At 54.1% G+C, this 24,455-nt stretch carries 29 protein-coding genes; 19 read left to right on the top strand and 10 right to left on the bottom strand.

The annotated features are described in order from the left end of the window. Positions 1-87: 87 nt before the first annotated feature. Positions 88-588 carry a YbaK/prolyl-tRNA synthetase associated domain-containing protein gene (locus ACOTXD_RS11720; RefSeq protein ID WP_022650816.1) on the top strand — a complete coding sequence of 167 codons (501 nt, stop codon included), beginning with the start codon at positions 88-90 and terminating at the stop codon, positions 586-588. 20 nt (positions 589-608) lie between these two features. Here the strand turns inward: ACOTXD_RS11720 and yoaI are convergent, their stop codons facing one another. After that, positions 609-710, bottom strand: a complete 102-nt coding sequence (gene yoaI, locus ACOTXD_RS11715; RefSeq protein WP_017384693.1) for a small membrane protein YoaI — start codon at positions 708-710, stop codon at positions 609-611. 288 nt (positions 711-998) lie between these two features. Between yoaI and ACOTXD_RS11710 the strand changes: the two genes are divergently transcribed. The 3 genes from ACOTXD_RS11710 to ACOTXD_RS11700 all read left to right on the top strand — a co-directional run bounded on the left by ACOTXD_RS11710 (position 999) and on the right by ACOTXD_RS11700 (position 4,935). Beyond that, complete coding sequence (locus tag ACOTXD_RS11710; protein WP_044596273.1) at positions 999-2,330, top strand: glycoside-pentoside-hexuronide (GPH):cation symporter; 1,332 nt, start codon at positions 999-1,001, stop codon at positions 2,328-2,330. 15 nt (positions 2,331-2,345) lie between these two features. Further along, positions 2,346-4,382: a TIM-barrel domain-containing protein gene (locus tag ACOTXD_RS11705; RefSeq protein WP_023315858.1), complete on the top strand. Its 2,037-nt coding sequence runs from the start codon at positions 2,346-2,348 to the stop codon at positions 4,380-4,382. A 106-nt stretch (positions 4,383-4,488) separates the two neighbouring features. Further along, complete coding sequence (locus ACOTXD_RS11700; protein WP_126501181.1) at positions 4,489-4,935, top strand: DUF441 domain-containing protein; 447 nt, start codon at positions 4,489-4,491, stop codon at positions 4,933-4,935. Here the strand turns inward: ACOTXD_RS11700 and ACOTXD_RS11695 are convergent. Continuing rightward, on the bottom strand, positions 4,919-5,710 hold the full coding sequence (locus ACOTXD_RS11695; RefSeq protein ID WP_022650813.1) for an AraC family transcriptional regulator: 792 nt from the start codon (positions 5,708-5,710) through the stop codon (positions 4,919-4,921). The genes ACOTXD_RS11700 and ACOTXD_RS11695 overlap by 17 nt on opposite strands. Positions 5,711-5,809: 99 nt before the next feature. Here ACOTXD_RS11695 and ACOTXD_RS11690 point away from each other — a divergent pair, with 99 nt between their 5' ends. Further along, positions 5,810-6,997 carry a CynX/NimT family MFS transporter gene (locus ACOTXD_RS11690; protein ID WP_022650812.1) on the top strand — a complete coding sequence of 396 codons (1,188 nt, stop codon included), beginning with the start codon at positions 5,810-5,812 and terminating at the stop codon, positions 6,995-6,997. A 31-nt stretch (positions 6,998-7,028) separates the two neighbouring features. Here the strand turns inward: ACOTXD_RS11690 and ACOTXD_RS11685 are convergent, their stop codons facing one another. Beyond that, positions 7,029-7,736, bottom strand: coding sequence for a CTP synthase C-terminal region-related (seleno)protein (locus ACOTXD_RS11685; protein WP_421766413.1), 708 nt, complete (start codon positions 7,734-7,736; stop codon positions 7,029-7,031). A gap of 150 nt (positions 7,737-7,886) precedes the next feature. Between ACOTXD_RS11685 and ACOTXD_RS11680 the strand changes: the two genes are divergently transcribed. Beyond that, the gene (locus tag ACOTXD_RS11680) at positions 7,887-8,231 is read left to right on the top strand and encodes a DUF488 domain-containing protein (RefSeq protein WP_003857886.1); all 345 of its coding nucleotides are present in this window, start codon (positions 7,887-7,889) and stop codon (positions 8,229-8,231) included. Here the strand turns inward: ACOTXD_RS11680 and ACOTXD_RS11675 are convergent, their stop codons facing one another. Together ACOTXD_RS11675 and ACOTXD_RS11670 are read right to left on the bottom strand one after the other, a co-directional pair. Then, positions 8,232-8,537: a hypothetical protein gene (locus ACOTXD_RS11675; protein WP_022650810.1), complete on the bottom strand. Its 306-nt coding sequence runs from the start codon at positions 8,535-8,537 to the stop codon at positions 8,232-8,234. Positions 8,538-8,617: 80 nt separating this feature from the next. Continuing rightward, positions 8,618-8,872 (bottom strand): DUF333 domain-containing protein, encoded by a 255-nt coding sequence (locus tag ACOTXD_RS11670; protein WP_022650809.1) that lies wholly within the window; start codon positions 8,870-8,872, stop codon positions 8,618-8,620. Between the two features lie 312 nt (positions 8,873-9,184). Between ACOTXD_RS11670 and ACOTXD_RS11665 the strand changes: the two genes are divergently transcribed. Genes ACOTXD_RS11665 through yoaJ form a run of 3 tightly spaced genes read left to right on the top strand, consistent with a single transcriptional unit; the run spans position 9,185 to position 10,432 of the window. Next, positions 9,185-10,213 carry a sensor domain-containing diguanylate cyclase gene (locus ACOTXD_RS11665; RefSeq protein WP_023315855.1) on the top strand — a complete coding sequence of 343 codons (1,029 nt, stop codon included), beginning with the start codon at positions 9,185-9,187 and terminating at the stop codon, positions 10,211-10,213. Positions 10,214-10,258: 45 nt separating this feature from the next. Then, positions 10,259-10,357: a YoaK family small membrane protein gene (locus ACOTXD_RS11660; RefSeq protein WP_126501184.1), complete on the top strand. Its 99-nt coding sequence runs from the start codon at positions 10,259-10,261 to the stop codon at positions 10,355-10,357. Beyond that, the gene (gene yoaJ, locus ACOTXD_RS11655; RefSeq protein WP_015570794.1) at positions 10,358-10,432 is read left to right on the top strand and encodes a protein YoaJ; all 75 of its coding nucleotides are present in this window, start codon (positions 10,358-10,360) and stop codon (positions 10,430-10,432) included. Positions 10,433-10,485: 53 nt separating this feature from the next. Here the strand turns inward: yoaJ and ACOTXD_RS11650 are convergent, their stop codons facing one another. After that, positions 10,486-10,734, bottom strand: a complete 249-nt coding sequence (locus tag ACOTXD_RS11650; protein ID WP_003857896.1) for a GlsB/YeaQ/YmgE family stress response membrane protein — start codon at positions 10,732-10,734, stop codon at positions 10,486-10,488. Between the two features lie 371 nt (positions 10,735-11,105). Between ACOTXD_RS11650 and yncL the strand changes: the two genes are divergently transcribed. Next, on the top strand, positions 11,106-11,198 hold the full coding sequence (gene yncL, locus ACOTXD_RS11645; RefSeq protein WP_071524166.1) for a stress response membrane protein YncL: 93 nt from the start codon (positions 11,106-11,108) through the stop codon (positions 11,196-11,198). Positions 11,199-11,322: 124 nt separating this feature from the next. Then, positions 11,323-12,822 carry an EAL domain-containing protein gene (locus tag ACOTXD_RS11640; protein WP_023315854.1) on the top strand — a complete coding sequence of 500 codons (1,500 nt, stop codon included), beginning with the start codon at positions 11,323-11,325 and terminating at the stop codon, positions 12,820-12,822. 4 nt (positions 12,823-12,826) lie between these two features. Here the strand turns inward: ACOTXD_RS11640 and ACOTXD_RS11635 are convergent, their stop codons facing one another. Together ACOTXD_RS11635 and icd are read right to left on the bottom strand one after the other, a co-directional pair. Beyond that, a complete protein-coding gene (locus ACOTXD_RS11635) occupies positions 12,827-13,072 on the bottom strand; it encodes a YmjA family protein (protein WP_022650806.1) in 246 nt (81 codons plus the stop codon). A 75-nt stretch (positions 13,073-13,147) separates the two neighbouring features. After that, a complete protein-coding gene (icd, locus tag ACOTXD_RS11630) occupies positions 13,148-14,398 on the bottom strand; it encodes an NADP-dependent isocitrate dehydrogenase (RefSeq protein WP_061856391.1) in 1,251 nt (416 codons plus the stop codon). 117 nt (positions 14,399-14,515) lie between these two features. Here icd and rluE point away from each other — a divergent pair, with 117 nt between their 5' ends. Genes rluE through purB form a run of 5 tightly spaced genes read left to right on the top strand, consistent with a single transcriptional unit; the run spans position 14,516 to position 18,851 of the window. Continuing rightward, the gene (gene rluE / locus ACOTXD_RS11625) at positions 14,516-15,178 is read left to right on the top strand and encodes a 23S rRNA pseudouridine(2457) synthase RluE (RefSeq protein ID WP_022650805.1); all 663 of its coding nucleotides are present in this window, start codon (positions 14,516-14,518) and stop codon (positions 15,176-15,178) included. After that, a complete protein-coding gene (locus ACOTXD_RS11620) occupies positions 15,178-15,651 on the top strand; it encodes an NUDIX hydrolase (RefSeq protein WP_022650804.1) in 474 nt (157 codons plus the stop codon). The genes rluE and ACOTXD_RS11620 overlap by 1 nt, the downstream gene beginning before the upstream one ends. Before the next feature lie 40 nt (positions 15,652-15,691). Further along, positions 15,692-16,804: a tRNA 2-thiouridine(34) synthase MnmA gene (gene mnmA / locus ACOTXD_RS11615; RefSeq protein ID WP_048208918.1), complete on the top strand. Its 1,113-nt coding sequence runs from the start codon at positions 15,692-15,694 to the stop codon at positions 16,802-16,804. Between the two features lie 27 nt (positions 16,805-16,831). Then, positions 16,832-17,461 carry a high frequency lysogenization protein HflD gene (hflD, locus tag ACOTXD_RS11610; protein WP_006809213.1) on the top strand — a complete coding sequence of 210 codons (630 nt, stop codon included), beginning with the start codon at positions 16,832-16,834 and terminating at the stop codon, positions 17,459-17,461. 19 nt (positions 17,462-17,480) lie between these two features. Further along, on the top strand, positions 17,481-18,851 hold the full coding sequence (gene purB / locus ACOTXD_RS11605) for an adenylosuccinate lyase (protein ID WP_022650802.1): 1,371 nt from the start codon (positions 17,481-17,483) through the stop codon (positions 18,849-18,851). An 87-nt stretch (positions 18,852-18,938) separates the two neighbouring features. On the opposite strand, the gene ACOTXD_RS11600 is transcribed toward purB, so the two are convergent. After that, on the bottom strand, positions 18,939-19,331 hold the full coding sequence (locus tag ACOTXD_RS11600) for a hypothetical protein (protein ID WP_022650801.1): 393 nt from the start codon (positions 19,329-19,331) through the stop codon (positions 18,939-18,941). Between the two features lie 394 nt (positions 19,332-19,725). Between ACOTXD_RS11600 and phoP the strand changes: the two genes are divergently transcribed. The 3 genes from phoP to ACOTXD_RS11585 all read left to right on the top strand — a co-directional run bounded on the left by phoP (position 19,726) and on the right by ACOTXD_RS11585 (position 23,074). Continuing rightward, positions 19,726-20,397: a two-component system response regulator PhoP gene (gene phoP / locus ACOTXD_RS11595; protein WP_026094318.1), complete on the top strand. Its 672-nt coding sequence runs from the start codon at positions 19,726-19,728 to the stop codon at positions 20,395-20,397. Then, on the top strand, positions 20,398-21,861 hold the full coding sequence (gene phoQ / locus ACOTXD_RS11590) for a two-component system sensor histidine kinase PhoQ (protein WP_015570801.1): 1,464 nt from the start codon (positions 20,398-20,400) through the stop codon (positions 21,859-21,861). 91 nt (positions 21,862-21,952) lie between these two features. Continuing rightward, complete coding sequence (locus ACOTXD_RS11585) at positions 21,953-23,074, top strand: cupin domain-containing protein (protein ID WP_003857909.1); 1,122 nt, start codon at positions 21,953-21,955, stop codon at positions 23,072-23,074. Between the two features lie 92 nt (positions 23,075-23,166). On the opposite strand, the gene pepT is transcribed toward ACOTXD_RS11585, so the two are convergent. Next, positions 23,167-24,390, bottom strand: coding sequence for a peptidase T (gene pepT / locus ACOTXD_RS11580; protein WP_023315823.1), 1,224 nt, complete (start codon positions 24,388-24,390; stop codon positions 23,167-23,169). Between the last annotated feature and the right edge of the window lie 65 nt (positions 24,391-24,455).

The following is a 24,455-nucleotide window of genomic DNA, read 5'->3' as shown; positions in this document are numbered from 1 at the left end:
CGCTCCCGCTGGCTGTTTTCTTTCAGCCCTCTCCGTCCCGTGCTAATGTAGCAAGCTACGTATTGGCAAATCACAGGTGAAATCGTTATGTCTGATGACGTGACCGGGACGACGACCCATCAGCGCCTAATCAGCTTATTAACCGAGCAGGAGGCGCGCTTTCGCGTGGTGGCGCATGAGGCCGTTGGGAAATGCGAAGCGGTCAGTGAAATTCGCGGGACCGATCTCCGGCAGGGTGCAAAAGCACTGGTCTGCAAGGTAAAAGGCAACGGCGTTAAGAAACATATTCTGGCAATCCTTGCCGCCGATCGGCAGGCCGATCTGAGCCTGCTGGCCAGCCATTTCGGTGGGCTAAAGGCCTCTCTCGCCAGTCCGGCAGAAGTGGATGCGCTTACCGGCTGCGTTTTCGGCGCCATTCCCCCCTTCAGCTTTCATCCGGATCTGACGCTGGTCGCCGATCCGCTGCTGTTTGAGCGCTTCGATGAGATCGCCTTTAACGCCGGCCTGCTGGAAAAGTCGGTGATTATGGATACCCAGGACTATCTGCGTATCGCCCGTCCTGAACTGGTGACGTTCCGTAAACAATAAATACAGCGGCTGGCTAACGGTCAGCCGTTTTCCAGCAGCAGCACGGAAGCAATCAAAATAATCGCGATGATAAAAAATGATGAGGAAATAATTAGCGTTTCGACAAACATAGGATCGTTCATGATGCCCTCTGCTTTGCCCATTTACCTCTTTTTTTACTCCCCCACAATGACAGCTAAATGACAATGACGCGTCCGCGAAAAGACGATTTTTTTCGCTGAAACGATTCGCTGTTAACTATCCTCCTCCGTATAAAGTCACTGTTTAAACACTTTATTTGTTACCGGTATCACGAAAAGAAATTTACGTAACCCCGATGCCAGATCTCGCAATTGTTAACCTTTTCATCCTGGTTAACCCTGTTTACGGAGCACCTCAAAAATAAACCTTACACTGGCAAGGTGAATACAATGACCGAGATAATTACCCGTAAAGAAAAGATCAGTTATGGGTTAGGCGATATGGCGAGCCATATTGGGCTGGATAACGTCATTATTTTTCTGACGTTTTACTATACGGACGTGGTGGGGCTACCTGCCGCATTCGTGGGCACCATGTTTCTTCTGGCGAGAACCGCCGATGCCATAATAGACCCGGCGATGGGCTATATCGCTGACAGGACGCGCACGCGCTGGGGCAAATTCCGTCCCTGGATGCTGTGGCTGGCGCTGCCCTTTGGCGCAAGTTGTCTGCTGACCTACGCCGTGCCGGCGTCCCTCGATCTGCACGGTAAAATGATTTTCGCCACCGTCAGTTATACCCTGATGATGCTGATGTACACCGCAATCAATATTCCCTATTGCTCCATGGGCGCGGTGATTACGCCCGACAACGATGCGCGAATTTCCCTCCAGTCTTATCGCTTTTTCCTTGCCACTTTGGGTGGCGCGCTGTCGACATTCTTTATGATGCCGCTGGCAGAGTTTTTAGGTGGCGACGATAAATTACTGGGCTACCGCTGGGCAATGGCCATTATGGCGACCGTCGCGGTCGTCATGTTCTGGATCTGCTTCGCCAATACGCGTGAACGTATTAAGGCTCCCGCTACCCACAATAATTATCTTGCGGAACTGCGGGATTTATTACGAAACGACCAATGGCGGATTGTCGCCGTCCTGGTATTAACCAACATTGGTTTTGGCGTTATTCGCCTTGGCGCAATGATGTATTTCGTCACTTATTATCTCGGTAGCGCAAGCTATTTTATGTGGATGCTCGGGGCGCATATTCTCGGGAAAGCCGCAGGCAGCGCGCTGGCCAAACGTCTGACGCAGAACGTCAGCAAAGTGCAGATGTTTGGATACTGTTCCGTACTGGCGGGGGTACTCAGCATCGCTCTGTTCTTTGCGCCTAAGTCGGTGCTTATTCTGGTGCCCATGACGTTTATCGTCTCCACCCTTTACCAGGCCACCACCACGCTGATGTGGGTAATGATGGCGGACGTCGCCGATTACGGCGAATGGAAACAGGGCAAACGCATGGACGGCGTGATCTTCTCCACTTTCCTCGCCGTACTCAAGTTGGGGATGGCGATCAGCGGCGCGATTGTTGGCTGGACGCTGGGCTTAAGCGGTTATGTTGCCAATGCCCCGGAGCAGACCAACACGGCCATGTACTGCATCATCGCCCTCTTCACCGTCGTGCCTGGCGTCTTGTCACTCTGCGCGTTTGCCACGCTGCGCTGGTATAAGCTCGACGACAGCACAATGCAATCCATCCATCTCGCCAAACACCCTGTTTAGAAGGACGCGTTATCCATGAGTGAGCTGATTCAACATTCCAACAGCATCGAATGGCGTTTTGAACGCCAGATCCTGCGTATTGAACCGTGGGGAGAAAACAGCCTGCGCGTCAGGGCCACCTGCTCCCCGGCTTTTGAGGACGCCTTACAGGCACTGTTGCCCGCCGCCCCTTGCCAGGCTGAGATTATCGCCGAAGCGGAAAGCCTGACGCTGCGCAACGGCAATATTACCGCGACGCTGAACCTTAAAGGTCAGCTGGCCTTCTACAATCAGCGCGGCGAACTGCTGCTGGAAGAGATGTGGCGCCAGCGTTCAACGGTGGGTATCGGTGCCAGCGAGAAGAGTCAGGATAAATATGTCAGCGCCCTGAAGCTGGATGGCCGTGAATTTAAGCCGCTAATGGGGGGAAAATATCAGCTCACCGTCCGGTTTGAATCGCGTCCGGATGAACGCATCTATGGCATGGGTCAGTATCAACAGCCGTGGCTGGATCTGAAAGGCTGTACGCTGGAACTGGCGCAGCGCAACTCCCAGGCCAGCGTGCCCTTTATGCAGTCCAGCCTTGGCTATGGCCTGCTGTGGAACAATCCGGCGATTGGTGAAGCCAGCTTTGCAAAAAATCAGACGGAATGGCGCGCCCGCGTGACGGGAGAAATGGACTACTGGATCACCGCCGCTGACACGGTGGCGGATATCACCCGCCAGTATGTAAAAGCCACCGGAACTCCGCCCGCCGCCCCGGCGTTTATCAGCGGGCTGTGGCAGTGCAAATTACGCTACCGTACCCAGCAGGAGGTGCTTGAGGTTGCGCGGGAGTATCGCCGCCGTAATCTGCCGCTGTCGGTAATGGTCATCGACTTTTTCCACTGGCCGAATCAGGGCACCTGGTGCTTCGACCCCGTAGACTGGCCCGACCCTGAAGGGATGGTCGACGAGCTGCGCGAAATGGGTATTGCGCTGATGGTGTCGGTGTGGCCAACGGTAGAGGCGCGCAGCCCTCTCTATCCGCTGATGAAAGCCAAAGGCTGGCTGGTCAGCAGTGAACGTGGCGTGCAGGTCAACCTCGACTTTATGGGCAATACCACCTTCTTTGATGCGACCCATCCTGAGGCGCGGAAATTCGTCTGGGATACGGTGAAGAAAAATTACTACGACATGGGCATTAAGCTGTTCTGGCTGGACGAAGCGGAACCGGAATACCGCGCCTATGATTTTGACAACTATCGCTACCACGCCGGTCCGGTACTGGAAGTGGGCAATCGCTACCCGCGTGATTTTGCGCAGGGCTTTTACGATGGGCTCCAGGCAAACGGTGAAACCGACATTGTTAACCTTGTACGCTGCGCCTGGGCAGGCAGCCAGCGATTCGGCGTGCTGGCGTGGTCGGGTGATGTCCACTCCTCATTCCATGCTTTTCGCAATCAACTCGCCGCGGGACTGAATATGGGGCTGGCGGGGATCCCATGGTGGACGACCGATATCGGCGGCTTCCAGGGAGGGAACGTTAACGACCCGGCGTTCCACGAATTACTGATCCGTTGGTTCCAGTGGGCGGTGTTTACACCGGTTCTGCGCATGCACGGCTATCGCGAACCGCAGATTCAGCCTCCGGAGCGCTACCGTGACGGCATTCCTCAGTGTAACAGCGGTTCGCCTAATGAGCTGTGGAGTTACGGAGAAGAGAATTACGCCATCATGCAGCACTGGCTTACCGTGCGCGAAACCCTGCGCCCGTATATTGACGCGTTGTACCAGCAGGCTCATCTGCACGGAGACCCGCTCATGCGTCCGCTGTTCTGGCACTATCCGCAGGACAAGCAGAGCTGGGCGTGTGAAGATCAGTATCTGTTTGGCGAAGATCTTCTGGTGGCACCGGTTATGCAGGCCGGCCAGCGTGAGCGCGATGTCTGGCTGCCGACGGGCAATAGCTGGGTCGCTCTCAACGGTGAGCGCTACGCCGGTGGGGAGCATATCCGGGTGCCTGCGGCGCTGGAAACCATCCCGGTGTTTATCCGCGAAGGGAGTCCGCTTATCCAGCAGCTGGTGGACTGACGTCAGGCAAGTGCCCAAAAATAGACAATTTTTTCAGTAAAGCCTGCCTGCCGACGCGTTTGCGCGTAAAGTAAGCAGGCTTACTATTTTTGGCAAGGATCCCGTCATGTTCGACCCTACACTGCTCATACTTCTGGCCCTGGCTGCACTGGGTTTTGTCAGCCACAACACCACCGTCGCGATTTCCATTCTGGTCCTGATCATCGTTCGCGTCACACCGTTGAACACCTTCTTCCCGTGGATAGAAAAACAGGGGCTTACCATCGGGATCATTATTTTGACCATCGGCGTGATGGCCCCGATTGCCAGCGGAACGCTACCGGCCTCAACGCTGCTGCACTCCTTTGTAAACTGGAAATCGTTGATGGCGATTGCGGTGGGCGTTTTTGTCTCGTGGCTTGGCGGTCGCGGCGTGACGCTGATGAGCAGCCAGCCTTCGCTGGTGGCCGGGCTGCTGGTGGGCACCGTGTTAGGCGTGGCGCTGTTTCGTGGCGTGCCGGTTGGCCCACTGATTGCTGCCGGTCTGGTTTCGCTGTTTATCGGGAAGTCGTAGTCAGGCTGGCGATATAGCGGGCCGGCGTCTGTCCCAGTCCTTTCTTAAACATGGTGATGAAGGCGGTGGTGGAGTCATACCCCAGCGCCTGCGCCGCCTGCTGGACCGACTTCCCGCCGATCAAAAACTGCAATGCGACAATCAGCTGGAGCTGGTGCCGCCAGCGGCGAAAGCTTAAGCCGGTCTCTTTCACCACCAGCCGCGCCAGATTGCGTTCGCTCATGGCAAAGTGGCTTGCCCACTGCGCCAGCGTCTGCCAGGCGGCAGGTTCGTTTGCCATGGTCTCACTCATCAGGCGAATTTTTGGATGCGGAGATACCGGCAGCTGTAGATGCTCCTGCGGTTGCAGGGGCAGTTCATCAAACAGGACGTCTACCAGCCTTCCGGTAGCGGGAAGAGGCAACTCTTCCCGTGACCTGTCCGCAAGCGCCAGCACCAGCTCCCGCACCAGGGGCGATATTTTCAGCGTACAGGTACGCGTCGGCAATTCGAGCGCACCGGGTTCAATAAACAGCAGGCAGAGCTGCGCGCCGGGCGTCGCCTTGTTGCTGTGCGGCGTTTGTCCTGGGATCCACACCGCATACTGGGGCGGCACCATCAGCATCGCGCTCTCCACTTCACAGGTGATCGCTCCACCCAGCGCCATAATCAGCTGCCCTTTGCGGTGCTGATGCAGCGGAATAAATTGTTCCTGTGCCACCACGCGGATGCGAAAGGCCACCGCCGCGTCGTGCTGGCTATCGGGATCGTAGCCGTCGAGCCCCAGTCCGTACATAAAGTTGTCCGATATTAGCGATAAACTGTCATTTTAGCCTGATTTCAACCACAACTTAAATCGGTATGGTATGCGCTCGCCTGAACGTAAGAGACAATAATGACTACTGCTATTCAACCTTCCGGGAAACAGGGTGCACTGCTGGTTGCAGGCATCCTGATGATCGCCACGACGCTGCGCGTCACATTTACCGGTGTCGCCCCCCTGCTCGACACCATCCGACAGGACTATGGCTTAAGCACGGCGCAAACCGGCCTGCTCACAACGCTGCCCCTGCTTGCCTTCGCCTTTATCTCTCCCCTTGCCGCAGGCGTCGCCCGGCGCCTGGGCATGGAGCGCAGCCTTTTTATCGCTCTGCTGCTGATTTGCATCGGGATTGGCGTACGTTCGCTGCCGTCGGCCGCGCTGCTGTTTATCGGTACGGCGATCGTGGGCTGTGGGATTGCGCTGGGCAATGTCCTGTTACCTGGCTTAATCAAACGTGATTTTCCGGGCCAGGTCGCAAAACTCACGGGGGCGTATTCGCTGACGATGGGGGCCGCCGCTGCCGCAGGGTCGGCGCTGATCGTCCCGCTGTCGCTGGGGAGTGGTGGCTGGCACGGAGCGCTGTTGATGCTGATGTTCTTCCCGCTGGTGGCGCTGCTGCTGTGGTTACCGCAATGGCGCCAGAGGCCGGCCGCCACCCTGACCGGCGCGGGCGCGTTGCACAACCGGGCTATCTGGCGCTCGGCACTCGCCTGGCAGGTGACGCTTTTTCTGGGCATTAACTCGCTGATTTACTATGTCATTATCGGCTGGTTACCCGCGATTTTGCTTAGCCACGGCTACAGCGAAACGCAGGCTGGCTCCATGCACGGGCTTCTCCAGCTGGCAACCGCTGTTCCCGGTCTCGCCATTCCGCTGATCCTGCACCGTCTTAACGATCAGCGTGGCATAGCCGGGCTTGTCGCTCTGATGTGCGCTGTCAGTGCGGCCGGGTTCTGGTTCGCGCCGGGGCTGGCCGTCGTCTGGACGCTGGTGTTTGGCTTTGGATCCGGCGCCACCATGATCCTCGGCCTGACGTTTATCGGACTGCGGGCCAGCTCGGCACATCAGGCCGCCGCGCTCTCCGGCATGGCACAGTCGATTGGCTATCTTCTGGCGGCCTGTGGCCCACCGCTGATGGGGAAAATTCACGATACCGCCGGAGACTGGCGCATTCCGCTGCTGGCCTGTGCGCTGGCTGCGGTAGTGATGGCCCTGTGCGGCATGCTGGCCGGGCGTGACCGGGAGATCACACCCCGCTGACATTCAAGGCAGACCTGACGGTCTGCTTTTTTTATCCCTGCGCCGCCCGCAGCATGGCCTGTACCAGCACGACAGGTCGCCCTTGAAGCGCAGCCCGCTCATGCTGGAACAGGGTGATGACAAAGAAAGGATGGGTTATCAGCTCTGCCGCGCGGATCTCGCCCTGCTCGTCCCAGCCCGTTACGCGCATGTCGCCCCGCTCAAGCTGGCTGGCAAACTCAGGTGAGACGCCGTAATTGCAGTGATACCCCTCCTGAATTTCCGGCTTGCCATACGCTTTGGCAATCAGCGTGTTATTCCGCAGCTCTATCGCGTCGGTTTTTTCTACCAGCGAGCAGGTCAGCGGCGCAATCACCATCCTTCCCTCGGTATCGGTTTCGGCATGGCCTGCATCGTGCCAGCCCAGTACATTACGCGCATACTCAATCAGCGCATGCTGGAACCCGCCGCAGGTGCCGAGAAAGGGGATGCTATTCTCACGCGCGTAACGCGCCGCAATAAACGCCGCCTCGGTGTTTTTATACGGGCTTGCCGGTACCAGCCAGATGGCATCGTACCCGACCAGGTCTTCGGGGCTGGTCAGCTCAGGCGTGGCGAGCCAGTCATAATCAGCGGTGAGATCCAGAACCGCAGCGGCGTCGTCAATCGCCAGCGGGATCGCCTGGTGCGCAATAACATCAGGATTGAAATCACCAACCAGCGCAATGCGCAGCGTCGTTTTAACCAGGGAGAGTTCCATGAGAGATTCCTTATGCCGGAGGATTTTCAGATAACATAAGGAGCCTCAGACTACCGATCTTTTGCAATTATCACAATACCTTAAATTGGGTGGATAAAAGCCGGGTGCTATAGTGTTCTTGCCGAACGTCGCACGGCAGGAGGAAAACGGATGATTCAATGTAAGCGCGTATATGAACAGGCAACATCAGACGATGGTTACCGGGTGCTGGTAGACAGACTCTGGCCGCGAGGAATAAAAAAGACCGACCTCGCCTGTGATGAGTGGTGTAAATCGCTAACGCCGTCCAGCGAACTGCGAAAAGCTTTTCACAGTGAAACGATAGATTTCACTGCGTTCAGTGAAGCCTATCGTAAAGAGCTGGCGCAGCATCAGGATGAAGGCAAACGCCTGGCGGCCCTCGCCCGACAGCAGACCGTGACGCTACTCTACGGGGCGAAAAACAGGGAGCAGAATCACGCGCGGGTACTGGCGGACTGGCTACGTAAACTGTGATTAACCGATCGCCAGCTCATCCACGTTGTGTGGCATCTCGTCGGGAGTTAGCGGCATCAAATGTTCCGGGCGAACAAACGCAAAACCGTGCTGGTTATCAAAGGCGTAAACATCACCGGTGACCAGCCACAGCGCACGTGCTGATGTATCAGGTAATTGCGTCATGACGCCGTTAACCGGGTTTACAAAACGCTGGCCCGGCTGACAAAGGCCAAACAGCTCCACGGATTTACCGATATTTCGACGGCCTGCCGCCGTACGCGCACCCACGATCATCGCCATGCTGCCCGGTTTTAACTGAAACATACTTCTTCTCGCAAACGTACTGCCAGAAACTGGCTAAGAATAATCCTAAAGAGAAGTGTATCGCAGTTTTATTGCCCTTGTCATCTGGTTGGTTGCGGGTGATCGCGTCGGTAGAGATCCCATTCATCGATCACTTCCCCGCCTGGTAATTTGCACTCGGTACGTACACCCTGCGGGCTTTGAACAGGGATTTGCTCTCCCCCTTTCTCCAGACAGTACACTGACGCCGGGTTTGCCATACCAATAGCGTGCGGCGGTTGAGGCGCATCAGGAGGGGTAGTCTTTGTTGAGCAGGCGGCCAGCGGTACAACCAGCGCCAGGAGTAGATATTTCATTATCATGATCCTTCAGGATGTAAAAAACGTCAGAGTAACGGGTCATCGCCATTTTCTCCATGATTTCTCCATTAAACCTGCACGATTCCCACTTATAGTGATACCTGTTCTCACACTGACCAGAGAACATCATTCCGTAATCAAGATGTTTTGCCCCGATCTCAACATCGGGGCTTTTTTTAGCCTCTCCCTCATCCGCTTTCAGAAGAATCTATAAAATTAATCCTGTTCATGTTTTACTATGACCGGAGTCTAAATTTTCAGCATAACATGCAGATACAGAGGTCTTCTGCATGGGAGTCAACCTGCCTCATGTCAGATATCATTCTTGCCCGTGTTTCAGAAACCCTCTCCACTGAGCAATCTCTCGACAGTCTTGTGCGTCAGCTACTGGAAATGCTGGAAATTGTGACGGATATGGAATCAACCTACCTGACCAAAATCGATATTAACGCGCGTTTGCAGCACATTTTATATGCCCGTAACAGCAAGCAAATGCAAATCCCGGAAGGGTTCAGCGTGCCCTGGGACGAAACGCTCTGTAAGCGCGCCATGGATAGCGACACCTTGTTCAGTAACGAGGTGCCCGACCGCTGGCCGGAGTGTGAAGCGGCAAAAGCACTGGGTATTACAACCTATATGAGCGTGCCGGTTCACCTGGCTGACGGTTCTCTGTACGGCACGCTTTGCGCTGCCAGCACCGCACAGAAACAGTTCAGCGAGCGTGGCGAGCAGGTGATCAGGCTCTTTGCCGGGTTAATTGGTCAGTACATTCAGAAAGAGTCGCTTGTGCTTCAGCTTCGCGAAGCAAATGCGGCGCTCATTGCCCACTCTTACACCGACGCCCTTACCGGCCTGCCGAATCGTCGCGCCATTTTTGAAAACCTTACCACCCTGTTCTCACTGGCGCGCCATCTTAGCCGCAACGTCATGATTGCCTTTATTGACCTCGATGATTTCAAGCGAATCAATGACCAGTACGGGCATGAGGCGGGCGATCGCTTCCTCGTACAGGTCGGCAAGCGACTGACTCACGAGCAAACGCAGGATGAGATTATTGGCCGGCTCGGCGGCGATGAATTTCTGGTTGCCAGCCTGAGTCACAGCGATGATGGCGACGCCAGTACAGAGATCAACGCAATCAAAACCCGCCTCAATGGTCTCATTGCGGGCGAATACGGGTTAGGCAATGCCACCATTCTTTATCCCGGTGCAAGCCTTGGCGTCGTTATTGTCGATCCTCACAGCACGGATGAAGATAGCGCCCTGCGCACCGCGGACCTCGCGATGTATCAGGATAAAAAAGGAAAAAGCAAAACAGGCTTTGTCGCGTTAGATTAAAACCGTACACTCTACGGCCTTATACAAACTCAAACAGGTGATGGCATGAGAATAGGGATCCTCTTTCCGGTGGTTATTTTTATCATAGCGGTGGTGTTTTTAGGCTGGTTTTTCCTTGGCGGTTACGCCGCGCCGGGGGCATAAATGAGAAAAACGACCATCATCATGCTTATTGTCGCCATCGTGGCCGTCGCCGGTACGCAGTTAGGCTGGTGGTAACGCCCAAAGTAAAAAGGCCGCCGTCAGGCAGCCTTTTTTAACACAGGTCAGATTTAGCTTTTGATTTTTCTGTAGATAAACAGAACAACCAGCGCGCCAATCACCGCGACGACAAAGCTGCCGAAGTTGAAGCCATCAACTCTGCCAAAGCCGAACAGGGTACTGATCCAGCCGCCGACGACTGCACCCACAATCCCCAGAATGATCGTGACGATGAAACCGCCGCCATCTTTGCCCGGCATAATCCACTTCGCCAGGATCCCCGCAATCAGCCCAAAGATAATCCAGGATAAAATTCCCATAGCTTTCCTCTCTGTATGGTTTTTGTCATTAAATCAACGACACAGAAAAGGATAGCACAGGATCTGAGAAAGGAAATTTGTGATAAGAATCACACGGCTCGTTTGAGTAAAATATGAGCAGTAAAAAATGTCGATCCACACACATCCTGGGGTTGCATCTTCTACTGAGAAAGATTATCTTTCTCATTACTGAATAGTTGAGCAAATAACTCAGGTATTCAGTACGACATTGCTCACATTGCTTCCAGTATTTCTTGCCCACTTTTTAGTGGGCTTTTTTTTTGCCTCAACCCACCAAAATCTGGCGTTTTTTCTGTGGAGGTGAAACGCTATTCTCTGTTGCTTCTGAATAACCAAAAAGCGTTGATAACATGAACGTATCGAGCAAGTTCGTCATCTGCCTTAATCTTGTTTCTGCCAGTACGCTACTGCTACTGCTCTCAACACGGTTTGAGTGGTTCTGAGTTGAAAGGAGCCTGGCAGGGTGGCTTTCCTTTCGATTCCGTGCAGCCTCAACTCTCATACTTGTAGCTTTTATGACCTGTGATAAGATCCCTGCACCTCAGGACGTGGCGGGACAGCAGGAAAATGAAGAAGGCCATTGCCGTTGCTATCATCTCAACCCTAATGGTCGTCCTGTCGCTGTATGCGGTTAACGCCATTATCGTTGAGCAGCAAAAGAACCGGCAGAGGGAGATCTCCCACACGCTCTTAAGCTATTCCGAAGAGTTAACACAAAATATCGCCAGTACGCTTAAAAATACCACCGTGCAGGGATGCGATAGCGCCAGTCTGAACGTCTACCGAAAATTAAAGATGCGTAGTCTCTATTTCGCCGATGTGGGGTTTATTGAAAAGGGGAAAATCACCTGCACCGCGTTTTGGGGCAAGCTGGCAAATCCCATCGCCCTTCCCCCTGAGCTGCATAAAACCCAGAACGGATTCAGTCTGGCGCAGTTTTCGCAGAAAGATTTCTTTATCGGTAATGCGACAATTTATAACCACCTTATTATTTTCACCTCCCGTTCAGCCTACGATAAATTTGCCCCCGTTACCGCCAACTATTCGCTTCGTTCTTCCACTAAAGATTTCGGCCGCACCTTTTTCACCGTTACGCCGCCATCAGAAAACTTCAGCCGCTTACAGTCTCTGTTATTTACGCTGGCTGTGACAGAGTGCAGTACACGCTGGGATTTGTGCGTTACCGTCACACACCATGATGCCGGACTGGCTTCGCTCTCCCACGTAGTGATGGTGCTTCTGTGCTTGTTTTTATACTTTATCTGGGTATCCCTGACGCTGTTTTCTCTTCGACTTTATGAAGACCGACGTTCTCTGGAACGAACGCTGGTCAAAGCGGTAAAAGCGAATACCATCAGCGTTCATTTTCAGCCTGTTATTCGGGTTGCTGATAAGAAAATCGTTGGGGTTGAAGTGTTATCAAGATGGCAGGATAACAATCACAAAGAGGTTTCTCCTGAGCTGTTTATCCCGTTAATTAAAAAAATTGGCCTGTATAACGTTTATTATCAGAACATGATAAAGAAATCCCTGGCGGAAATTGCCGCGCTGGCCGCTGAACATCAGTTAATGATTTCACTGAACGTTGGCCGGACGGAAATTGAAGACGGCAAATTCCTGTCGGTATTACGTCATGCATGCTCAGAGAACGCGATTCCTTTATCGTTAATCAAAGTTGAGTTATCCGAGAATGGCGTTTCCACCTCGGCCATCCTTGAAGAGTTTTGTGAGGAGCTTAAATCGGCAGGCGTCAAAATTTCAATAGACGATTTTGGCGTGCAAAACTCTAATCTTGCCAGGCTCACAAATCTCAAATATGACGAAATCAAGGTAGATAAGTCGTTAGTGGACGGCATCAGCGAGCACTATAAACAGGATATCCTGGTGATCTTCAGCGACGCGCTCGCTAAACTGAACAAAACCCTGGTTTTTGAAGGGGTTGAAAGCGAAACACAATTTCAGTTCATCGCGCAGAGATACCCCGATGCCCTCGTACAAGGCTGGTACTTTTCAAAGTCGCTAACCCGGCACGACCTCGCCAGGCTGCTGGCAGACTCAGCGCGATGATGCGTTATTCATTGCCCCACTGATTCAGGAAGTTCGCAATATCGTCAATGCGCGCTTCGTCTATCTCCGCCTGGACAGCCATCTCCCGCTGCGCCTCTTCACTGATTTCCTCATTGTTGTATAAGCGAGTGAGCAGCAGCTGGAAATAGTGTGCCAGCGGCGTACGCTCTGCCTCTTCTACCGGTTTCGCCGTTTCAGTCGCATACTCGTCGACGATGTCATAATACTTGAGCGGGATATCATGGGTCATAGCGTTGTTTCCGTCTTGTGTGCATAAAAAACGGGAACCCTCAGGCTCCCGTTGTCATTTAACCCAGCGAGTGGATTACATGTTCGCGATAATCGCGTCGCCAAACTCTGAGCATTTCAGCAGTTTAGCGCCTTCCATCAGACGTTCAAAGTCATAGGTGACGGTTTTCGCGTTAATCGCGCCTTCCATACCCTTAACGATCAGGTCTGCGGCTTCGAACCATTCCATATGACGCAGCATCATCTCTGCGGACAGAATGATAGAGCCTGGGTTGACTTTATCCTGGCCTGCGTATTTCGGTGCAGTACCGTGAGTGGCTTCGAACAGGGCGCACTCGTCACCGATGTTCGCGCCCGGGGCGATACCGATACCACCCACCTGTGCTGCCAGCGCATCGGAGATGTAGTCACCATTCAGGTTCATACAGGCGATCACGTCATACTCAGCAGGACGCAGCAGGATCTGTTGCAGGAACGCATCGGCAATCACATCTTTAATGATGATCTCTTTACCGGTGTTCGGGTTCTTAATTTTCTGCCATGGGCCGCCGTCGATCAGTTCACCGCCGAACTCTTCGGTCGCCAGCTCGTAGCCCCAGTCTTTGAACGCGCCTTCGGTGAACTTCATGATATTGCCTTTGTGCACCAGGGTCACAGAGTCACGATCGTTGGTGATAGCGTATTCGATGGCGGCACGCACCAGACGCTTGGTCCCTTCTTCGGAGCACGGCTTGATGCCGATGCCGCAATGCTCAGGGAAGCGAATTTTCTTCACGCCCATCTCTTCGCGCAGGAATTTAATCACTTTTTCTGCGTCAGCAGAGTCCGCTTTCCATTCGATACCCGCGTAGATGTCTTCAGAGTTTTCACGGAAGATAACCATGTCGGTCAGTTCCGGGTGCTTAACCGGGCTTGGGGTGCCCTGGTAGTAACGCACCGGACGCAGACACACATACAGATCCAGTTCCTGACGCAGCGCCACGTTCAGGGAGCGAATGCCGCCGCCAACTGGCGTGGTCAGAGGGCCTTTGATAGCAACGCGATAGTCGCGGATCAGGTCCAGCGTTTCGGCTGGCAGCCAGACGTCCTGGCCATAAACTTGAGTGGATTTTTCACCGGTGTAAATTTCCATCCAGGAAATTTTACGCTCGCCTTTGTAGGCTTTCTCAACAGCGGCATCAACCACTTTCAGCATCGCCGGGGTAACGTCTACACCGATACCGTCACCTTCGATGAACGGGATAATCGGGTTGTGAGGAACGTTAATCTTGCCGTTTTGCAGGGTGATCTTTTTACCTTCCGCCGGAACAACTACTTTGCTTTCCATTAACCTCTCCTTCGAGCGCTTCTGGTTGTTACTGATCTTATGTTAATAAATTGTAATGAGCCTTCCGATAGTACCTGATTGTCCGACGCCATGAAAGGTCTTCGTTATTAGGCTATAATGCGGCAATTGATAACGCCTGAAAATACCATGACGAAAACTTCTTTTAGAAAACACCGGGTTGAGCGATTCAGCTCACGACAAGCCACCAGAAGAACGCCAGAACCCCAGCCAACGCGGGTCATACTGTTCAATAAACCCTACGATGTATTGCCGCAGTTTACCGACGAGGCCGGGCGCAGCACGCTGAAGGACTTTATCCCCGTACAGGGAGTCTACGCAGCGGGACGCCTGGATCGCGACAGCGAGGGGCTGCTGGTCCTTACCAATGACGGCGTGCTCCAGGCCAGGCTTACTCAGCCGGGCAAACGTACCGGAAAAATTTACTATGTGCAGGTTGAAGGCGAGCCGGACGACGCGTCGCTGGCAAAGCTGCGCAACGGCGTAACGCTGAACGACGGTCCCACCCTGCCGGCTGGTATTGAACGTGTGAATGAACCCGAGTGGCTGTGGCCGCGCAACCCGCCGATTCGTGAGCGTAAATCCATTCCTACCAGCTGGCTTAAAATCACCCTTTATGAAGGCCGCAACCGACAGGTCAGGCGCATGACTGCGCATGTGGGCTTCCCTACCCTGCGACTCATTCGCTACGCCATGGGCAGCTATACGCTGGACTCGCTGGCAAACGGGGAATGGCGGGATGTTACCCCTAAGGAGAACTGATGTTTAAACCTCATGTTACGGTCGCCTGCGTGGTCCACGCGCAGGGGAAATTCCTGGTGGTGGAAGAGACCATTAACGGCAAAGCGCTGTGGAACCAGCCAGCCGGGCATCTTGAAGCCAATGAAACCTTATTGCAGGCAGCGAAACGCGAGCTCTGGGAAGAGACGGGTATCCGCGCCGAACCGCAGCACTTTATCCGTATGCATCAGTGGATAGCGCCTGACCAGACACCTTTCCTGCGCTTTTTATTCGCCGTTGAGCTTAACGAAACGTGCGCCACTGAACCGCACGACGACGATATCGATCGCTGCCTGTGGGTGACCGCAGAGGAGATCCTGAACGCGCCAAACCTGCGCTCGCCACTGGTTGCGGAAAGCATCCGCTGCTGGCAGTCTACGGCGCGCCTGCCGCTGGATGTCATTGCAGAATTTAACTGGCCGTTTACAGAGGGTGTCAATGGTGGGGGGGCGTGATAGAATACGCCGCCTTGAAGTTCAATGTCGTGAGTATTCCATGTCAGATAACAGCCAGAAAAAAGTAATCGTCGGCATGTCCGGCGGTGTCGATTCCTCCGTTTCCGCCTACCTGTTGCAGCAACAGGGCTATAAGGTGGAGGGCCTGTTCATGAAGAACTGGGAGGAAGACGATGGCGAGGAATACTGCACTGCCGCTGCGGATCTCGCCGATGCGCAGGCCGTGTGCGATAAGCTCGGCATCGAACTGCACACCGTTAACTTTGCCGCAGAATACTGGGACAACGTTTTTGAACTCTTCCTCGAAGAGTACAAAGCGGGCCGCACGCCAAACCCGGATATCCTGTGCAACAAAGAGATCAAATTCAAAGCCTTCCTGGAATTCGCTGCGGAAGACCTGGGCGCAGACTACATTGCGACTGGCCACTACGTGCGTCGCGCGGATGTGAATGGCAAAAGCCAGCTGCTGCGCGGCCTGGACGGCAATAAAGATCAGAGCTACTTCCTCTATACGCTGAGCCACGAACAGATTGCCCAAAGTCTGTTCCCGGTCGGCGAGCTGGAAAAGCCGGAAGTGCGTAAGATTGCTGAAGATCTGGATCTGATCACCGCGAAGAAAAAAGACTCCACCGGTATTTGTTTTATCGGCGAGCGTAAATTCCGCGAGTTCCTGGGGCGCTACCTGCCTGCACAGCCGGGCAAAATCGTCACCGTTGACGGTGATGAGATTGGTCAGCACCAGGGACTGATGTACCACACTCTCGGCCAGCGTAAAGGTCTGGGTATCGGCGGCACCAAAGAGGGCAGCGAAGATCCGTGGTACGTGGTCGACAAAGACGTCGAAAACAATATTCTGGTTGTGGCTCAGGGTCACGACCACCCGCGCCTGATGTCCGTTGGACTGATCGCGCAACAGCTGCACTGGGTCGATCGCGAGCCGCTGAAAGGCACGCTGCGCTGCACAGTGAAAACGCGCTACCGCCAGACGGACATCCCTTGCACCGTAACCGCACTGGATGGCGATCGCATTGACGTGCGTTTCGACGAGCCGGTTTCCGCCGTTACCCCTGGCCAGTCTGCTGTTTTCTACAGCGGCGAAATTTGCCTCGGCGGTGGGATCATTGAACAGCGCCTGCCGCTGCCTGCTGTTTAAACCGTTTGCACACATAAAGGAGACCGTGTGGCGAAGAACTATTACGACATCACCCTGGCGCTGGCGGGAATTTGCCAGTCAGCCCGTCTGGTGCAACAGCTGGCGCATCAGGGTCATTGCGACGCTGACGCCCTGCACGTTTCACTTAACAGCGTTATCGACCTCAACCCAGGCTCCACGCTGGGCGTCTTTGGCGGCAGTGAAACCAATCTTCGTCTCGGTCTTGAAACTCTGCTCGGCGTGCTCAACGCCAGTAACCGTCAGGGGTTGAATGCGGAACTGACCCGCTACACCTTAAGCCTGATGGTGCTGGAACGTAAGCTGAACGCGGCAAAAGGCGCAATGAATACCCTGGGCGATCGCATCGCCGGGCTACAGCGCCAGCTCGACCACTTTGACCTCCAGTCTGAGACCCTGCTGAGCGCGATGGCCGGTATCTACGTTGACGTGATTAGCCCGCTCGGCCCGCGTATTCAGGTCACCGGTTCGCCTGCCGTATTGCAAAGCCCACAGGTACAGGCGAAGGTACGCGCTTCGCTGCTGGCAGGCATCCGTGCCGCCGTGCTGTGGCAACAGGTCGGCGGTGGCCGCCTACAGTTAATGTTTTCTCGTCATCGCCTGACGACTCAGGCAAAACAAATTCTTGCTCATTGTTAACCTCCCGGAGTTGCGAATTATGGAATTATCCTCACTGACCGCCGTATCCCCTGTCGATGGACGCTACGGCGATAAAGTCAGCGCGCTGCGCGGGATCTTCAGCGAATATGGCCTGCTGAAGTTCCGTGTTCAGGTTGAAGTACGCTGGCTGCAAAAGCTGGCCGCCCAGACAGCAATCAAGGAAGTTCCTGCTTTTGACGCAAAGGCAAACGATTACCTTGATAAAATCGTTGCTGAGTTCAGCGAAGAAGATGCCGCGCGCATTAAAACCATCGAACGCACCACCAACCACGACGTGAAAGCAGTTGAATACTTCCTGAAAGAGAAAGTGGCATGCGTCCCTGCCCTGCACGCGGTATCTGAATTTATTCACTTCGCCTGTACGTCTGAGGATATTAACAACCTGTCTCACGCGCTGATGCTCTCTACCGCGCGGAAAGAGGTGGTACTCCCTTACTGGCGTAAAATCATTGATGCGGTGAAAGCGCTGTCCGTGGAATACCGCGACATTCCGCTGCTGTCCCGTACTCACGGCCAGCCAGCAACCCCATCTACCATGGGTAAAGAAATGGCGAACGTGGCGTACCGCATGGAACGCCAGTATCGTCAGCTGGAGCAGGTTGAGATCCTCGGCAAAATCAACGGCGCGGTGGGTAACTACAACGCCCACATCGCCGCGTACCCGGAAGTGGACTGGCACCAGTTCAGCGAAGAATTTGTGACCTCTCTGGGGATCCAGTGGAACCCGTACACCACCCAGATTGAGCCGCACGACTACATCGCCGAGCTGTTTGACTGCATTGCGCGCTTCAATACCATCCTGATCGACTTCGATCGTGACGTATGGGGTTACATCGCCCTGAACCACTTCAAGCAGAAAACCATCGCCGGGGAAATCGGTTCGTCCACCATGCCGCACAAAGTGAACCCAATCGACTTCGAAAACTCCGAAGGTAACCTGGGTCTGGCGAATGCCGTGTTGCAGCATATGGCGAGCAAGCTGCCGGTATCCCGCTGGCAGCGCGACCTGACTGACTCCACGGTGCTGCGTAACCTGGGCGTAGGTATTGGCTACGCGCTGATCGCCTACCAGTCAACCCTGAAAGGTGTGAGCAAACTGGAAGTTAACCGCGACCGTCTGCTGGACGAGCTGGATCACAACTGGGAAGTGCTGGCGGAGCCGATTCAGACCGTGATGCGTCGTTACGGCATTGAAAAACCGTACGAGAAACTCAAAGAGCTGACCCGCGGTAAACGCGTTGATGCTGAAGGTATGAAACAGTTTATCGACGGTCTGGCGCTGCCAGAAGAAGAAAAAGCGCGCCTGAAAGAGATGACCCCGGCAAACTATATTGGCCGTGCCATCACTATGGTTGACGAGCTGAAGTAATCGCCCTTCCCCCTTTCCATCCGGAAAGGGGGCTGTTTTTCATCATCGAGTTGATGTTTTCACGTCACATTACCTGTTTTGCCGGGATTAAAGCCTGCCGTCAGGATGGTTGTTAATTTTCGTCGTGGAATAACTTTCCGGAATATATCGTTTTAAGCCGAACGGGCACAGTTTGAACTGGCATGGGGTTTCAGCCGTGCACGGACGATCCATCTCTTGCCGGTTGCCTGGACACGCGTTTTTCTGTTTGAACCCCATCCAGCCTATGGATGTAAAGGGCATTGCCTGCGCTATCCATACTCTACGGCGTCGATCGTTAATCAGGATCCCCTGGTTTGAGGTGGTGATGATTTCACCTGTACGAACGTAATAATCTCCCTTTAACCACAGGATATAATTCAGGCCATACTGTGTTTCAACTTTGCAAAAGATAGTTCCGCTTTCCGGGCTCGCAATAGTCTCAACAACCTTCCATTCCATAAAACCCTCTTTACTCGCTATATTGCTGTTTTGTCGTGTAAAAATGCTGCTTTTCTGGCACATCTTATGCAAATCTAATTTCGCACCATAAAATAAGCGTAGACAAAGGCAGACATAGTGAGAACATCCTTACAAAAAAAAGGGCAATCTTTACAAAACTGGCGTGACCCTTCTGTCAAAAAAGCGACTCGCCTTCAACATTTCATAAACGGATGGCTGTTTTATCCGGATTGCAGAAGCTTGCGAAAACAAGTCCGTTTATATTACCCGCGCCTGGCGTCATGCCCCCTGTGTTCTGGAGCATGCAAAAAAATCATTTAATTTCATCGCGCTGGTGTCAACCTGAATAATCAGCGTTAAACTATTCATACCATTTATAAAGGGAGAAGTGATGATGCGCGTACTGGTTGTTGAGGATAACGCATTGCTACGTCATCACCTGAAAGTTCAACTTCAGGAGATGGGTCATCAGGTGGACGATGCTGAAGACGCAAAAGAGGCCGATTATTATCTCAATGAACACCTGCCGGACATCGCCATTGTCGATTTAGGGCTACCGGATGAAGACGGATTGTCCCTTATCCGCCGCTGGCGTAGCCATGACGTTTCCCTGCCGGTGCTGGTGCTAACTGCCCGTGAAGGCTGGCAGGACAAGGTTGAAGTCCTGAGCGCTGGCGCGGATGACTACGTGACCAAACCCTTCCATATTGAAGAAGTCGCCGCGCGTATGCAGGCGCTTCTGCGCCGCAACAGCGGGCTGGCGTCGCAGGTGATCTCTCTGCCGCCATTCCAGGTGGATCTCTCCCGCCGCGAATTTTCTATTAATGATGAAGTGATCAAGCTGACCGCATTCGAATACACCATCATGGAAACGCTGATCCGTAACAACGGTAAAGTGGTGAGCAAAGATTCCCTGATGCTTCAGCTCTATCCGGATGCCGAACTGCGCGAAAGCCACACCATTGACGTGCTGATGGGCCGCCTGCGTAAAAAAATTCAGGCGCAGTACCCGCATGACGTGATCACCACCGTGCGTGGTCAGGGCTACCTGTTTGAATTACGCTAAATGAAAGGGATTTTGCGTCACATTTTACCCCTTTCGCTGCGGGTTCGCTTTTTGCTGGCAACCGCCGCCGTCGTGCTGGTGCTGTCGCTCTCTTACGGGATGGTGGCGCTGGTCGGGTATAGCGTGAGCTTCGATAAAACCACCTTCCGCCTGCTTCGCGGCGAAAGTAACCTGTTTTATACCCTGGCGAAGTGGGAGAACAACCGAATCACCGTCGAGATGCCGGAAAACCTGAATCAGCAGAGCCCGACGCTGGCGCTGATCTATGATGAAAAAGGGAAATTGCTGTGGGCCCAGCGCGATGTCCCGTGGCTGAAAAAGCGCATCCGTCCGGAATGGCTGAAAACCAACGGTTTTCATGAAATAGAAGCCGATCTCAACTCCACCAGCAGCCTGCTGCGTGACGATCGCGCCTTACAGATCAAGCTTAATGAGATCCGTGCCGAAGATGACGACACGGAGATGACCCACTCTGTGGCCATCAACCTTTATCCCGCCACCCTGAACATGCCGCAGTTAACCATTGTGGTGATCGATACCATCCCGGTTGAGCTGAAACGCTCATATATGGTATGGAACTGGTTTGTGTATGTTCTGGCTGCCAACCTGCTGCTGGTGATCCCTCTCCTGTGGGTTGCTGCATGGTGGAGCCTCCGCCCGATTGAATCCCTTGCCAAAGAGGTGCGCGAGCTGGAAGAACATCACCGCGAGAAGCTGAACCCGGAAACTACGCGCGAACTGACCAGCCTGGTGCGCAACCTCAACCGCCTGCTGAAAAGCGAACGTGAACGCTACGACAAGTATCGCACGACGCTCACCGACCTTACGCACAGCCTGAAAACCCCGCTGGCGGTGATGCAGAGTACCCTGCGTTCCATGCGCAGTTCGAAAATGAGCGTGGATGATGCAGAGCCGGTGATGCTGGAACAAATCAGCCGTATTTCACAGCAGATCGGCTATTACCTGCACCGCGCGAGCATGCGCTCCGGAAGCGCCCTGTTGAGCCGTGAACTGCACCCGGTAGCCCCGCTGCTGGATAACCTCACCTCGGCGCTGAACAAGGTGTACCAGCGTAAAGGGGTCAACATCAGTCTGGATATCTCACCGGAAATTAGCTTTGTTGGCGAGAAGAATGACTTTATGGAAGTGATGGGAAACCTGCTCGATAACGCCTGCAAATATTGTCTGGAGTTTGTCGAGGTCTCCGCGCGGGTAACGGATAACGAACTGCATATTATCGTTGAGGATGATGGTCCTGGCATTCCCCGTAATAAACGCGAAGTAGTGTTCGATCGCGGCCAGCGCGCCGATACGCTGCGGCCAGGCCAGGGCGTCGGATTATCCGTCGCCAGGGAAATAGTCGATCAGTACGAGGGCAAGATTGAAACCGGTGAAAGTTTGCTGGGCGGAGCCCGGATGGAAGTCATTTTTGGCCGCCAGCATCCCGTATCGAACGATAGTTGACCCGGAATGTGAAAAATACGCGGATCTCGCAGCCAGGGAGCGGGGCTTCCGTTATAATCCGACTCAGTAAGAGCCTGCGGAATACATAAATATGGATTATCAATTAACGCTTAACTGGCCCGACTTTATTGAACGTTACTGGCAAAAACGCCCGGTCGTTCTTAAACGCGGGATCAGCAATTTTATCGACCCTATTTCTCCTGACGAACTCGCTGGTCTGGCGATGGAAAACGAGGTAGACAGCCGTCTGGTAAGCCACCAGGACGGGAAATGGCAGGTCAGCCACGGTCCCTTTGAAAGCTACGATCACCTGGGCGAAAACAACTGGTCTTTACTGGTGCAGGCGGTCAACAACTGGCACGAACCTACCGCAGCCTTAATGCGTCCCTTCCGCGCCCTGCCAGACTGGCGAATGGACGATCTGATGATCTCCTTCTCCGTTCCCGGTGGCGGCGTGGGTCCGCATCTGGATCAGTACGACGTGTTTATCATTCAGGGTACCGGTCGCCGTCGCTGGCGCGTGGGCGAAAAAGTGCCAATGAAACAGCACTGCCCGCACCCGGATCTGCTCCAGGTTGATCCGTTTGAAGGGATCATTGATGAAGAGCTGGAGCCAGGTGACATTCTTTATATCCCACCGGGCTTCCCGCATGAAGGTTATTCCCTGGAAAACTCGCTGAACTATTCGGTTGGTTTCCGCGCGCCAAGCGGGCGCGAGATGATCAGCGGATTTGCTGACTATGTTTTACAGCGTGAGCTGGGCAGTTACCGTTACAGCGATCCGGACGTTCCGGCGCGTGAGCATCCGGCGGATATTCTGCCAGAGGAGCTGGATAAGCTGCGCGGGATGATGCTGGATCTGATCAACGAACCGGAGCACTTCAGACAGTGGTTTGGCGAGTTTATCAGCCAGTCGCGTCACGAACTGGACGTCGCACCGCCAGAGCCGCCTTATCAGGCAGATGAAATTTATGATGCGCTCCAGCAGGGCGATAAGCTGGTTCGTCTGGGCGGATTACGTGTACTGCGCATTGGCGAAGAGGTATTCGTCAACGGCGAGCGCCTGGACTCTCCGCATCGCCCGGCGCTGGAAGCAATTGCCAGCCATATGGTGCTGACTGCGGATACCTTTGGCGACGCGCTGGACGATCCCTCCTTCCTCGCCATGCTGGCCGCGCTGGTTAACAGCGGGTACTGGTTTTTTGAGGACTGAACCATGATGTTTGCCGGGTGGCAGCTACGCCTTACCCGGCCTACAAAAGCCGTTCCTGTAGGCCCGGTAAGCGAAGCGCCACCGGGCTTTTTTTACCGCTTCGCGGTTAACTCCGCTATCCGCACAATCACCTGCACCGCTTTCTCCATCCCTTCCAGCGTCACGAACTCATGCTTGCCGTGGTAGTTATATCCACCGGTAAACAGGTTCGGGCACGGCAGGCCCATAAACGACAGCTGTGAACCATCGGTTCCACCACGGATCGGTTTCATCACCGGCTCGATGTCACAATCGCGCATCGCCTGCTGGGCGATATCAAGAATGTGCGGATGTTCCATCACCTTCTCGCGCATATTGTAATAGCTGTCTTCGATGATGAGCTCAATATAGCAATCCGGATGTAGCCCCTTGCCGACTTTTTTCGCGATCTCCATCATCTTACGCTTGCGCGCTTCAAAGGCTTTGCGGTCGAAATCGCGGACAATATAGTGCATCTGCGCGCTGTCCACGGTCCCCTTGATGCTGGTCAGATGATAAAAACCCTCATACCCTTCCGTCATCTCCGGGCTTTCTTCGGCGGGCACTTCCGCATGAATACGCGCAGCCAGCGACAGTGCATTCACCATCACTCCTTTCGCAGAGCCCGGGTGCACGTTATTCCCGACGATTTTGATCGTTACCGATGCCGCGTTGAAGTTTTCATACTCAAGTTCACCCACGCCGCCACCGTCAACGGTGTAGGCCCATTGCGCGTTAAACGCCTCAACGTCAAAGTGTTTCGCGCCTTTTCCAACCTCTTCATCCGGCGTGAAGGCCACGCGGATATCGCCATGCGGGATATTTTTGCCCTTCAGCACCGCCAGCGCCGTCATGATCTCGGCGATGCCCGCTTTGTCATCGGCCCCCAGCAAGGTTTTGCCGTCGGTGGTGATTAACGTCTGCCCCAGCAGCTGATGCAGTACCGGGAACATCACTGGCGACAGCACTTCGTCGCCAATGCCCAGTGCTATATCACCGCCGCGGTAGTTTTCAACAATCTGCGGATTAACGTGTTTACCGCTAAAATCAGGTGAGGTATCGACATGAGAAATAAAGCCAATTGCCGGGATATCGCCGTCAATATTCGCCGGCAGCGTTCCCATCACGGTCCCTTTTTCGCTGAGCGTGACGTCAACCAACCCCATAGCCTCCATCTGCTCTTTCAGCAGATTTAGCAGCTTCCACTGGCCTTCGGTGCTTGGCACCTGTCGGACCCCCGGCTTAGATTGGGTATCCAGCGAAACGTAATGTAAGAAACGCTCAAGTAGTTTATCCATGCAGTCACCCTCACTTTTTGTGACAACATTATCATTAAGCAGCAAAACGCAAATATTGCGTCAGG

Origin of the sequence: Enterobacter cloacae complex sp. CDL013, assembly GCF_049238805.1 — a bacterium.
Lineage (GTDB): Bacteria > Pseudomonadota > Gammaproteobacteria > Enterobacterales > Enterobacteriaceae > Enterobacter > Enterobacter hormaechei_C.
This window is presented reverse-complemented; position numbering and strand designations above follow the sequence as displayed.